This window comes from Streptomyces sp. NPDC002588 (assembly GCF_040295925.1).
Taxonomy (GTDB): domain Bacteria; phylum Actinomycetota; class Actinomycetes; order Streptomycetales; family Streptomycetaceae; genus Streptomyces.
Genome location: NZ_JBEOWF010000001.1, coordinates 410006 through 423026 on the forward strand (window position 1 = coordinate 410006; position 13021 = coordinate 423026).

The 13021-nt window shown below is 76.2% G+C and carries 6 protein-coding genes; all 6 read left to right on the plus strand.

Going from position 1 to position 13021, the window contains the following annotated elements; all coding sequences use genetic code 11:
- The first annotated feature begins 23 nt into the window (after nucleotides 1–23).
- The 6 genes from ABT057_RS01940 (at nucleotide 24) to ABT057_RS01965 (ending at nucleotide 12983) form a co-directional block, all read left to right on the plus strand.
- Nucleotides 24–413, plus strand: a complete 390-nt coding sequence (locus ABT057_RS01940; protein ID WP_352340430.1) for a cold-shock protein — start codon at nucleotides 24–26, stop codon at nucleotides 411–413.
- A 112-nt stretch (nucleotides 414–525) separates the two neighbouring features.
- Complete coding sequence (locus ABT057_RS01945; protein WP_352340431.1) at nucleotides 526–1380, plus strand: DUF4132 domain-containing protein; 855 nt, start codon at nucleotides 526–528, stop codon at nucleotides 1378–1380.
- Complete coding sequence (locus ABT057_RS01950; RefSeq protein WP_352340432.1) at nucleotides 1377–6398, plus strand: hypothetical protein; 5022 nt, start codon at nucleotides 1377–1379, stop codon at nucleotides 6396–6398. The genes ABT057_RS01945 and ABT057_RS01950 overlap by 4 nt, the downstream gene beginning before the upstream one ends.
- A gap of 35 nt (nucleotides 6399–6433) precedes the next feature.
- Nucleotides 6434–7603 carry an ATP-binding protein gene (locus ABT057_RS01955; protein ID WP_352340589.1) on the plus strand — a complete coding sequence of 390 codons (1170 nt, stop codon included), beginning with the start codon at nucleotides 6434–6436 and terminating at the stop codon, nucleotides 7601–7603.
- A 5-nt stretch (nucleotides 7604–7608) separates the two neighbouring features.
- Nucleotides 7609–11193 (plus strand): vWA domain-containing protein, encoded by a 3585-nt coding sequence (locus ABT057_RS01960; protein WP_352340433.1) that lies wholly within the window; start codon nucleotides 7609–7611, stop codon nucleotides 11191–11193.
- Nucleotides 11190–12983, plus strand: coding sequence for a hypothetical protein (locus ABT057_RS01965; protein ID WP_352340434.1), 1794 nt, complete (start codon nucleotides 11190–11192; stop codon nucleotides 12981–12983). The genes ABT057_RS01960 and ABT057_RS01965 overlap by 4 nt, the downstream gene beginning before the upstream one ends.
- The last annotated feature ends 38 nt before the right edge of the window (nucleotides 12984–13021 follow it).

The window sequence follows — 13021 nt, forward strand, 5'->3', positions numbered from 1 at the left end:
TTTCGAGGTTGCTGGGGGTTGGGATGGTTGCTGGTCGTGTGGTGCGCTTCGACAGTCAGCGGGGCTACGGATTCATCGCGCCCGACGACGGCGGGGAGGATGTCTTCCTGCACGTCAACGACATGCTGATGCCGGAGTCGCAGGTGCGGCGGGGCATCGTCGTGGAGTTCGAGATCGAGGACGGCGAGCGCGGCCCCAAGGCGTCCGGGGTGCGGCTCGCGCGAGGTGCGGACGGCAAGCCGCTCGCGGCCGACGACGACGTGCTGTGCGATGTGCTCAGCACCGACGAGTTCGTCCGGGACGTCACCGAGTCCCTGCTGACGGCGGCGCCCTCGCTCACCGGGGAGCAGATCGTCCTGGTGCGCGCGGGGCTCTTGCAGTTCGCGAAGAACCACGGCTGGGTCGAGGGCTGAGCAACCCTGCCCGCCCACGGGGCCCCGGCCGATTTTTCCGGCCGGGGCCCCGTTGTCAGTGGCTGGTTCTAGAGTTCCCAGCACTTGATCGCTGCGGGTGCGGGAGGCTCGAATGGGGTGGGTGTCGGCCGGCGACTACGAGGTCGCCCTCGACGAAGGCAAGGTGGTGTGCCGCAATGCGGCGGGGCGGCGGTTGAAGTCCGTACCACCGAAGATCGCCGACGATCCGGCGGTGGTGGGGCTGCGTCAGCTCACCGAGTGGCTGGAACGGCACGAGCGGCAGTGCCTGGCCGATGTCGAGCGGTGGTTGGTGCGCTCGTTGCCGGTGCCGTTCGCGGTGGTGGCCCGGGTGTGGCCCGACCCGGCGTGGCAGGCCGCGCTGCGCGACCTGGTCGTCACCGGGGCCGACGGCGAGGTGGCCGGATTCCTGCGGGACGCGGACCCCGAGCGGGGTCTCGGCCTGGTCGACCTCGACGGCGACACCGTGCGCATCACCCCCGACCTGGTCCGGCTGCCGCACCCGGTGCTCCTGGACGAGCTGGAGGACCTGCGGGAGTTCGCCGTCGAACTCGGGGTGGAGCAGCGCGCCCAGCAGCTCTTCCGGGAGGTGTGGCACCGGCCCGCCACGCTGGACGGCGAGGGCGCCTCGGTGGAGGAGTACGCGGGCGGGTCGTTCAAGGAACAGCGGTTCCTGCACGGCAGGGTGACCCAGCTCGGCTACCGCGTACGCGGCGGCAACGCCGTCCTCTCCGTCCTGGAGGACGGCCGCACGGTCGAGGCCCGCGTGTGGGTCGGCGACTACGAGGGCTACGAGGAGGCGGAGACCGGTCCCCTGGTGTTCACGGATCCGGCGGGCCGGGCGCTGAAGCTCGGTCAGGTCGGGCCGGTGGCCTGGTCGGAGGGCATGCGCATGGCGGCCGCACTGTACGCGGGCCGCGACATCGAGGACGAGGAGCGGGCGGCATGACGACCTACGACGAGACCACCGCCGGCGTCCTGCTCGACGCGGGCGCGGTCCTGCCCCCGGGGAGCACGGCCCGCGAGGACGCCGACACCCTCACCGTCCGCACGTACACCCACCCCGCGCTGGACGACCGGCGGATCGTCCGGCTGGTGCCGGGCACCCTCGGCGAGGCCGAGGACCTCGCCCTCGACTTCCTCGGTCTGGCCCGGGAGACGGAGGTGGCCGAGGCCGGGCAGGTGCGCAAGGAGACGCTCGGTTTCCCCGCCTGGGCGCTGGTCAACGACCCGGCGAACGGCCATCACGCGCTGGCGCTGGTCAAGGACGTCGAGCGGCTGGCACGGCAGGCCAAGTCCCGTCCCGGCGCGGCCAAGGAGGGCTTCGAGGAGCTCGGTACGCGGCTCGGCCGCGCGGTGCCGCACTTCCTGCCGACGTTCTACGAGCAGGCCGCGCGGGCCTTCCTCCAGCAGGAGAACACGACGTACGCCGCCGCGTTCTTCGGCAAGGCCCGCGAGGCCGAGCGAGTGCACGCGCTGGCGGTGGACGAGGAGCGGCAGCGTGCCGTGTTCCTGGAGTTCGCCTTCGCGGGCGCGCTCACCGTCAAGGCGCTGAAGGAGCATGTCAAGGCGCTGGCCGCGCGGCTCAGCCCGGCCGAGGCCTGGGCGCAGTTCCGGCAGCTGACGGTGGAGCGCTGCGCGGCGGGCATGCCACCGTACGCGTCGCTGCCGCAGGACGCCCGCGGGCTGATCAAGGCGGCGGGGCTGGACCGGGTCACCGAGGAGTGCGGGCTGGTCGCCGATCTGCTCGACTCCCCCGCGGCGGTCCGCGCCCCGGCCTCCTTCTGGAACACCTACCGGGCCACGCTGGTCGTGCTCGCCGAGCGGCGGCCGGAAGTGCGTGGACGGCTGCTCGAGATCATGCCGGCCGGTCTCGGCCGCGGCGTCGAGGACGACGAGTTCTGGCTGGGGCTGCTCGCGGAGACCGGGGCGGATCTGCTGCTCACCGGCGAGGCCGGGGCGGCGGCGGGCGAGGCCGACACGGCGGACTGGCTCAGCCGCTGGGCGCTGCACCGCAAGCACGGCGGCAACATCTGCGAGCGTTCCCCGGCCACCCTCGCGCTCGTGGCGAGGATGGCCGCCAGGCTCCGCGCGCAGGCCCGGCCCGTCGACCTGTTCACCGGCCGCTGGCACGCGGGGGCCGACCTGGATCTGCTCGACCTGTGCGCGGCGGAGGGCGTGCCGCTGACGCCGCCGGCCGAGGACCAGGTGGTGTACCTCGGACTGCACCGCTGGCTGTCCGAGGACCGGCCCGGCGCGCGCGATCTGACGGCGACGGCGGCCGACCCGCGCCTGCGGCGCCTGCTGTACACGGAGATCGGCACACAGAGCACCCAGAGCGGTCGGCGTCCGGACGCCGAGGTACTGAAGCGTATGACGGCCCACCCCGTGGTGGGTGAGGTGCTGCGCGAGTGGCTCGAGGACGCCGCCGGGGAGCTGACCGCCGCGGTCGGTCTGCCGGCCGCGCGGGCCGCGCTGGAGCGGCTGCGGCCGTTCCGTACCGTGGCCGCCGTCATCGCCCCGGCCGCCGTCGCCCAGGTCGCCGCGCACCGGGCGGCGCCGCTGCTCGGACACACCCTGCGCGCGGGCATCCTGGACGAGCTGGGCTGGCCCGCGCTGGAGGAGGCGGTGCGCCGGATCGAGGCCGAGACCAAGCCCCGGCACGACCACGACGACAAGATGACCGTCGACGAGGCGTGGCCCGCGCTGATCCTCTCCCGCGGCCACAAGGTGTTCGTCGTCGGCCCCGCGGAGCTCCTGCTGGAGCACGAGCTGCGGCTGCCCGTCGAGCTCGACCGCTGGCACCGTCCGTCCTTCCGCTACACCGACGGCGAACTGCTGGTGATGTGGCGTCAGGACGGCAAGCAGTTCGGCTACTGGTCCGCCCGCCCTGCCGACGTGTTCCAGCTCGGCGGCGAGCAGATCCCCCAGTACTGGTACGGCGGCAACGAGGCGGGCGATCCTTCTCTCCCGCTGCCCGGCGGCGGCCGCGCCACCGGCGGGCGCACCCTGCACCCCGGCGACACCGTGCTGCCGCCCCGCCGGCGCATCCTCGGCGACGGCACCTCGCACTGGCGCGAGGGCAGGCAGGGCCGGCAGTCGGTGTGGCTGGAGTACGACCCGGCGACCGGTACGCACGGGCGTGCCTCGCTGCCCGCGTTCCTCCGGTCCGGCATCCGGGAGGACGCCACCCTGCTCCAGCAGCACTGCGAGGTGCTGCCGCTGCAGCCCGGTCTGGAGCACAGCCCGTTCGGCACGGACGGCACGGTCCTCGGCCGCTGGGTGCGCACCGAGGGCGCGGGCGACGGGGAGCGCAAGGTCACCGGTACGCCGGACGGCCGTACCGTCGCCCTGCCGGCGGAGCGGGGCCGCGCCTCGCGCGTACCGCTCGGCGCGCTGCGGCTGCCCGGGGGCGCCGAGCCGGTCGTGGTCCGCAGCGGCCGCCAGATCACGCTGCACGCGGGGGACGACCCGTCCTCCGCCGGGGAGCTGGGGCAGGTCACGCCCATGGAGCGGGGCGGTGAGTTCGCCCGCGGCACCCGGTTCGTGCCGCCGGTGGAGTACTGGCACGCGCTGCGTCCGCGGGACGAGGGGGCGTCGGCGGTGCTGCGCGCGCTGACCGACGAGCAGGCGGCCGAGCTGCTGCGCGCCGGGGAGCGGGCGCTGACGGAGCGGCGGGAGAAGCTGGCGGCGGCCAAGGCGGTCGACGGCACCCCGGCCGCGCAGGCCGTCGTACCGGCCGCCGATGAGGTGCTGCGTCAGGTCGTGGCCGCGGCCCTGCCCGCGCTGGGCGACCCGCGGCTCGTCACCGGAGTGGGCGAGCTGGTGCGCGCGATGCTGCGGCTCGCCGAGCTGACGGCCGCCTATGTGGCGCCGCCGGTCGAGCGGCCCGAGCAGGATCCCCGGCGCGCCGCGGGCATGTTCGCGGACTACAGCCCCGAGCACGGCGACAACGCGACGCTGCGGGAGGCCGTCAGCGGTTTCGCGGGGCTGCACGGCTGGTGGGGCGGCGATGTGCACTGGAGCGCGCTGCGGCAGATCCGCGCCGTGAACCATGTGCTGTCCGGGAAGCCCGCCGACGGCAAGCTCCTGGTGGAGGCCTCCCGGCAGGCGGGCGCGGCGGACGGGTGGCGCAGCGACGAGTTCACCGTGTCCTGGGGCGGCGCGGTGTGGACGTCCATGCTGGACGTGCTGCGCCCGCTGGCCTACCGGGCCGCCTCGGCGACGGTGACCGGGGCGCACCGGGAGGCGCTGCTGCTGCTGTTCGAGGCGGTCGCTGAGGGGCCGCTGGCCGCTCCCGGGGGCGCGCTGCGCGAGGTGGTGCTGAGCGAGCCCGGCCACAAGTGGGAGCGGGTCGGTCAGGTGCTGCGCCGGGAGGGCCGCACCGTCGTCGTCATCGGCTGCCAGAGCATCGACCGGCAGCGCGACGTGGTGCAGTGGCTGGCCCTGGACCACGATCCGACCGGGGCCTTCGGGGCGGTCGCGCACTTCGCCCTGGAGCGGGAGACCGCTCACCCGGCGGTGTTCCCCGCCGACGCTCTCCGCGCGGTCACCGAGCTGGTCCGGGCCAAGGGTGCCGCTCCCTGGCAGCCGGACGCGGCCGCCGCCCTCGCCGCCGCGACCTGCGACGGGCTGGGGCTCATGCAGTCGGCCCTGCTGCTCGCCGGCCGGCCGGCGCAGCTCACGGACGAGGTGATCGCCGCGACCGGTCTGAAGCCGCGGCAGAAGGCCCTCGGCGACGAACTGCTGGCCTCCGTGGGGGACGACTCCCTGGCGGCGCTCGTCGGCGCGCTGCTGCCCCGAAACCCCGGCGACCTGTGGACGGCCGGGCCGGACACACAGGCCGCGGGCCGGGTGTGGGCGGAGCGGTTCGAGGGGGTCCGCCGGCTGCCCGAGGACCTCGCAGGGGAGCTCTCCCTCGCGGGCCTCGCCACCGGCTCGGTCGAGGACGTCCTCAACCCCCGGCGCACCCCGTGGATCAGCCGTACCACCGTCCAGCGCCCCGACAAGGACGGCGACCTGGTCCCGGAGGACCCGCAGGCCCTGCCCGAGCGGTACGACCTGACGCGCGCCGTGGCCGCCGTCGCCGGGCTCGCCTACTCCCTGCCGTACGGTCATCCGCTGCGGGCCGCGCTGCCGGAGAGCCTCGCCGCGCTGCGCCGCCGGGTCGCCGACCCGGAGCTGCTGCTCGACCTGGACGTGGCGTGGACGGCGAAGGCCGGTTCGACCGCGGTCGAGCTGCGCAAGGCGTACGGCATGCCCGCCGCCGGCGGGGCCGACGAGAGCGGTCTGATCCACGCGGGCGAGGCGCTGGTGCTGCGCCCCTGGTACGGCGACCAGGAGACCGTCCTGGTGCGGACGGGCGCGATAACCGGCCCCGACGACCCGGTGTTCGGGCTGCTCGAGGGGCTCGTCGGCATGGGACGGGGCGAGAGCATGTGGGCCCTGCGGACCCTCCTGGACGCGGAGCTCACCCGCGCTGCCGCGGCCGGCGGCGAGGGGCCCGCGGGGTACGCGCAGGATCCGACGTTCACCGTGCCCGAGCTGGTCACCGAGGTCGCCGGGAAGCACGGGCTGGGGGAGGACGCCGCGGCGCTGTATCTGATGCTGCTCGCCCTGCCCGACCCGACGGACCGCAACTGCGCCCGCTGGACCGGGTGGAAGCCCGCCAGGACGAAGAAGGCCCGCGCCGAGCTCGCGGCGAGCGACCTGGTCGTGGAGGCCAGGCGGCCGCGCGCCGGTCGCACCCTCTTCCTGCCGTGCGGCTGGCTGGACCTGAAGTCGCCCGCGCTGCCGGTGGAGCTCTGGAAGCAGGGCCTCTACCCGGTCCGCGGCTACTCCCGCCCGGTACCGCTGGTGCCGGTGCCCGAACTGTTCACGCGCGCGTGGGACCGCGTCCGCGCCGGTGACGCCCCGGCCTACGAGGAGCTCACCACCCGCGCCACCCGCAAGGGCCGCCGCCGATGACCGCCGTCCCGTCGCACCTGGAAGAGCACACCTCGATGACCACCACCCTCTCTCCCGAACCCACCCGCCAGATCGTGCCGCCCGAGGACCGGTTCGCCGCCGAACTGGCCTTCCTGGCCGCGTACGACGACGGTCCGCGGCCGCCCGCCTGGCTGCTGACCCCGCGCGCGGTCGTCACCTTCGTCATGGGCAGCGACGGCCGGGCCCTGAAGCTGCCCGACGGCGCCGAGGTACCCGACGGGGTGCCGCGCCGGCTGGTGGTGGAGGAAAAGTTCGTCGGCGACCGGGCGCTGGTCGAACGGTGTGTCGTCACGCTCGCCGGGGAGCGCGGTCTGCTGCTCGTCGGTGAGCCCGGTACCGCCAAGTCGATGCTGTCCGAGCTGCTGTCGGCGGCCGTGTGCGGCACCAGCGGGCTGGTCGTGCAGGGCACGGCGGGCACGACCGAGGATCAGCTCAAGTACGGCTGGAACTACGCCCTGCTGCTGGCGCAGGGGCCCAGCCGGCAGGCGCTGGTGCCCTCGCCGGTGCTGACCGCGATGCGGCGGGGCGGGATCGCCCGGGTGGAGGAGGTCACCCGCTGTCTGCCCGAGGTGCAGGACTCGCTGGTGTCGCTGCTGTCCGAGCGGCGCATCGCGGTGCCCGAACTGGCGGGCACCGAAGACGCGTTGGCGCACTCGGCGCCCGGCTTCAACCTGATCGCCACCGCCAACCTGCGGGACAAGGGCGTCTCCGAGATGTCCGCGGCCCTCAAACGCCGCTTCAACTTCGAGACGGTCGGCCCGATCCCGGACCTCGAGGCGGAGACCGCGCTGGTGCGCAGCCAGGCGCGGGCCTCCGTGGAGCGGGCCGGGGCGCCCTTCCAGGTCGACGACGCGGTGCTGGAGGCCCTCGTCACCGCCTTCCGGGACCTGCGGGAGGGGCGGTCGGCGGAGGGCTGGGAGGTGGAACGGCCGTCCACCGTGATGAGCACCGCGGAGGCGGTGTCCGTCGCGGGCGCGCTGGGGCTGGCCGCGGCGTACTTCCCGGGGGACCGTGACGTGCTCGGGCTGCTGCCGGGGCATCTGCTCGGCGTGGTCCGCAAGGACGACCCGGCCGACGCGGCCCGGCTGCGCGGCTACTGGGACGGCCCCGTCCGGCGCCGCGCCGAACAGGGCTCCGCCACCTGGCGGACCCTGTGGGACCTGCGTACGGTCCTGGAGGGCTGAGCCCCGTGGCACTTCCCGTATCCACCGCCGTGTCCGCTCCGGAACAGGCCCTCGCCGCCCTTACCGACCCGGCCGCACCGTATCTGGTCGGGGTACGGCACCACGCGCCCTCGCTGGCCGCGGCGGTGCCCGCGCTGCTGGCGGCGGCGAAGCCCGACGTGCTGCTCGTCGAGTTGCCGGCCGAGATGCAGGAGTGGCTGCCGTGGCTCGGCCACGAGGAGACGAGGGCCCCGGTCGCACTCGCCGCCGCACCCGGTGACGGGCGGGGCGGCGAGGGGCCGGGCCACGGAGGGCCGGCGTTCTATCCGTTCGCCGACTTCTCGCCGGAACTGGCCGCGGTGCGCTGGGCGGCCCGGCACGGCGTGCCGGTGGTCGCCTGCGATCTGCCGCTCGCGCACCGGGCGTGGGGCGAGGGGCGCGGGAGTGTGGCGCAGCACGAGTCCCTCGGGCTCACCACCGCGCTGCGGTCCCGGCTGACGGGTCGTGCCGGGGAGGACCTGTGGGACCGGCTCGTCGAGGCCACCGCCCCGGGTTCCCCGCCCGAGGCCCTGCGGCGGGCGGCCCTGCTGACGGGCTGGGTGCTGCGGGAGGAGGCGGCGGCGTCCGGCGGGGTGCCCGCGCTGGACCTGCGGCGGGAGCGGTGGATGCGGGCGCGGCTCGCCGAGGCGACCGCGGGGGGCCGGCGGGCGGCGGCGGTCGTGGGCGCGTTCCACGCCCCGGCGCTGACCGGACCGGGCGAAGGGGAGGACACCGGGGCCGCCGACGAGGGCGGCTCCGCTTGGACGACCTCGTTGATCCCCTACACCTACGCCCTGCTCGACGAGCGCTCCGGCTATCCGGCCGGGATCCGGGACCCGGAGTGGCAGGACATGGTGATGCGGGCGGCGGGCGATCCGGCGGCGCTGGAGGAGGCGCTGACCCGGGCCGCGGTGCGGGTGTGCGCACAGTTGCGGGGGCTCGGGCATCCTTCCGGGCCCGCCGACGCGCGGGAGATCAGCCGGCTGGCCTCCGACCTGGCCCGGCTGCGGGGACTGCCCGCGGCCGGCCGGGGTGAGCTGGTCGAGGCGGTGCAGACGGTGCTCGCGCAGGGGGAACCGTACGGGCGGGGCCGGGCCGTGGCGCGGGCCATGGAGCGGGTGCTGGTCGGCACGCGTACCGGGCGGCCCGCGCCGGGCGCGCCGCGCAGCGGACTCGTCCCGGCCGTGGAGGCGGAGGTGACGGCGCTGGGCCTGCCCGGGCCGGAGGGCGGTTCCGGTGGCGGCACCGGCGCGGCGAAGGACCTGCGGCTCGACCCGCTGCGGTCCGACCTGGACCGGCGCCGGGAGCTGCTGCTGCGCCGGCTGGCGGTGTGCGGGGTGCCGTACGGGGAGGCCAGGGAGGTCGTGGGCGCGGGCGGTGCCGAGGCGCTGACCTCCCGTTGGGAGGTGCGCTGGACCCCGGCCACGGCGGCCATGCTGACCGCGGCCGGGGTGCGCGGGGTGACCGCCGCCCAGGCCGCCGAGGGCGTGCTGCGGGAGCGGCGGCGCGCGGAGCGCGACGAGGGCGGGCCGACGGGCGCCCAGGTGCTGGAAGGGCTCACGCGGGCGGCGGAGTGCGGGCTGCCCGCGCTCGCGGACGAGCGGCTGGACGATGTGGCGGAGGTGCTGCCCCAGGCCGGGACGCTGCCCGAACTCCTCGCCGGGCTGGCCCTGTTGGACCGGGTACGGTCCGGTCATGTCGCCGGTCTCGGCGCCGACGGGGAGCGTACGGCGCGGGCGGCCGCGGTGGCCGGGCTGCTCACCGCGGCGGCGGTGCGGCAGGTGGACGGTCTGACCGGGTCGGAGGACCCCGCGGACGCGCATGCCCTGCTCGAACTCGCCCATCGTGCCGACCTGTTGGGCGGCATCCGGCTCACCGACGCGCTGGCGCGGCTGGCCGCCGACGGTTCGCCGCTGATGCGCGGGGCCGCCGGGGCGGTACGGGTGCTGCTCGGACAGGAGGATGCCCGGGTGTTCGGCGACCGGGTCGCCTCGTGGGTCGACGGCGCCGTGGACGCCGACGCGAGGTCCGCGCTGGCGGCCCGGCTGAGCGGGCTGCTGACGGCCGCGGGCCCGTTGCTCGAGGCGGCGGCGCCCGCCCTGGAACCGCTGCTGGACCGGGTGGCGGAGCTGCCCGACCGGGAGTTCCTTGACCGGCTCCCCGCGCTGCGGGGCGGCTTCGACACGCTGAGCCCCGCCGCCCGCGACCGACTGCTGTCGGCCGTGGAGGAGCGCCTCGACGTGACACGGGTGGCGGACACGGGCGGCGTCGACCCGGCCGCGCTGGCCACCTGGACCGAGGCGGATCTCACCGCGCGCACCGCCCTGCGGTCCCTCGGCCTGCTGCCCGCACCGGCCGAGACCGCAGGCCCGGAGGCCACGGACCCGGACTCTGCCGACGCCACCGGCGTCACCGCCACCGCCATCACGGCCGCCACGACCGGCGTGGCTCCGGCCGAGGGCAGGCTGCTCGGTCCGGCTGATCGCTGGCGGCTCGTACTGGGCCGCCGTACCGATCGGCTGCCGCCGTCCGCGGCCCCGCTCGCGACCGCGCTGGACGAGTTGTACGGCAGTGGGCGCGGGGAGGGCAGCCGGGGCGATCTCACCGGTGCGGGGGCCGGCGGCGGCCGGGAGGCTCCGTACCCCGGGGTGCGGGAGTGGTCGGAGGAGCTGGCCGTGCTGTTCGGGCCGGGCATCCGGGAGGAAGTGCTCGCGGCGGCCGCGGCGGCGGGTCGCAAGGACGTGCTCGCGGAGCTGGACGCGGATCGTGTGCGCCCGTCGGTCGATCTGCTGCGGACCGTGCTGCGGCACGCGGGCGGACTGCCCGAGGCCCGGCTGGCCGCGCTGCGTCCGCTGGTCCGCCGGCTGGTGGAGGCGCTGACCCGGGAGCTGGCGACGAGGCTGCGGCCGGCCCTGCACGGCACGGTCCTGCCCCGCCCCAGCCGGCGGCCGGGCGGCGGCCTGGACCTGCCCCGTACCCTGCGGGCCAACCTGGCGACCGCGCGACGCGGCCCGGACGGCACGGTCCGGGTCATCCCGGAGCGGCCGGTGTTCCGTACGCGGGCCCGGCGGGCGGCGGACTGGCGGCTGATCCTGGTGACGGACGTGTCGGGGTCCATGGAGGCGTCCACGGTGTGGGCCGCGCTGACGGCCTCGGTGCTGGCCGGGGTGCCGACCCTGTCCACGCACTTCCTGGCCTTCTCCACCGAGGTCATCGACCTCAGCGGGCATGTCGAGGACCCGCTGTCGCTGCTGCTCGAGGTGAGCGTCGGCGGCGGCACGCACATCGCGGCGGGGCTGCGGCACGCGCGCGAGCTCGTCACCGTGCCGTCGCGCACCCTCGTGGTGGTCGTCAGCGACTTCGAGGAGGGCTATCCGCTCGGCGGGCTGCTCGCCGAGGTCCGAGCGCTGGTCGGCTCGGGATGCCATGTCCTGGGATGCGCGAGCCTCGACGACACCGGCCGGCCGCGCTACTCCACGGGGGTCGCGGGTCAGCTCGTCGCCGCGGGCATGCCCGTGGCCGCCCTCAGTCCGCTCGAACTCGCCCGCTGGGTAGGGGAGAAGATCGCATGAGTACGAGCATGAGTGCGAGCCACGGCCTGCCACCGGTCGCTCCCTCCGTGACCGCGGAACTCGTCGAGGCGCTGTCGCCCCGGCTGCGCAAGCGGCTGGACGCGGGGGTCGCCAAGCTGGCGGCGCGTCCCACCGTCCGCGACGGCGACACCGTGCGCATCGCCGTGGACGACGACACCGACCTCGAACTGCACGCCCCCGGTGGCGCGGTGACCAGTGCGGCGGCGATCCGCTGCGGTTGCCTTCTCGCCCCGGACTGCCTGCACCGCGCGGCCGCGGCCTCGGCGGCGCCGGTGGCGGAGAACACCCCCGAGGACACCCCGGAGGTCACCCCCGAGGACATCCCGACAGCCGCACCGGAAACGCGGCCCGGGAAGGAACCGCAGCCGGAGCCGGAGCCGGCGGCCGAGTCCCCCTCCCCCGGTCAGCTCGCCGCCGCCCGTGCCCTGTTCGACGCTGCGGCCGCCGTGCTCGAGGCCGGTACCGACGGATCCGGTGCCGTGCTCCAGGCGGAGTTGCTGCGGGCCGCGCACACCGCCCGGCTCGCCGCGCTCCCCCGGGCCGCCGCCGCGGCGGTCTCCGTCGTCACCGGGGTGCGCGCGGCCCGCTCCGCCGACCCCGCCTATCGTCTCCCGGACCTCGCCGACGCCCTCCGCACGGCCCTGGGTGTCGCCCACCGCGTCCCGCACGCCTCCGGCGCCGAGCTGGCCGGTCTGCGCGGCACGGTACGGCAGCCGTACACGCCGGACGGCTCGCTGCGGCTGTACGGACTGTTCTCCGAGCCGGTCCTGACAGCGACGGGATACGCGGGCGCGGTCACCTGGACCGCCGACGCCGACGGCCGCCTCTACACGGTCTCCGACGTGGCCCCGGGCGGCGCCGGCCGCGCGGCGGGCGCCGCCGACCGGACCGTACGCCTCGGGGACACGGCACTGACCCACCGCGAGCTGTCGCGTGCGGGGCTCGCCGTGTCCGGTGCCACCGTCTCCCCGACCGGACGGCTCGGCGCGGGGGCGGGGGTGCGGGCGGTCCGCGCGTCCGGCGTCGCGTGGCGCGCCGAGCCACTGGACCGGCTGTGGGCGCCCCCCGTCGCCGAGCAGGTGGCCCGCGCCCTGGACGGCGGCCACGGCCTGCTCTTCCTCGACGTCACCCTCATGGGCACGGTCCGCGAGGCGGCCGGGGACCGTCTGCTGGCGGACTGTGACGGCCTCGCCCTCCGGCTCGCACCGGCCCACGACGACCCGGCCCTCCCCCACCGCGACAACCTCCGGCTGCTCGCCGCCGCCCGGGGCAGCCGGCTGCGGGTCGTCGCCCGGCTCGTGCCGGGACCGCTGCCGCGTGCCCTGCTGCTCGCCGCCGAGCACCCCGCCGACCCCGACGCCCGGGTGGATCTGGGTCTGGACCGCCTCCAGCACGCGGACCTGCCCGCGGCGACCGCCCCGCCCGCCGCCGTCGCCGCGGTGGACGAGGCTCCGCTCCACCTGCTGCGCCGCCGGGTGCACCAGGCCGTGTCCGGGGGCCGCCGGGTGCTCGGCTTCCCGGGCGGCGGGGCGGGGGACGGCGCGCGTCTGCGCAGGGTCGGACTCGTCACGGCGGCCGATCTCCTGGACGACCTCCACGCCTCCGCCGCGGACCGGACCCGCGACGCCTTCGGCCGGCTGCTCCCCGCCGACACCGCCCGCTTCGCCCGCGCCTGGCTGGCCTCGGCCGTCTACACCGGCGAGGTCGAGCGGGCGCTGTGCTCGGCGGCGTGGGGTGCCGTCGGAAAGGCGGTGTCCCCGGCCCTTTAGGCCAGGATCTGACCTCTATGGCTTCTAACGTGGTTCTC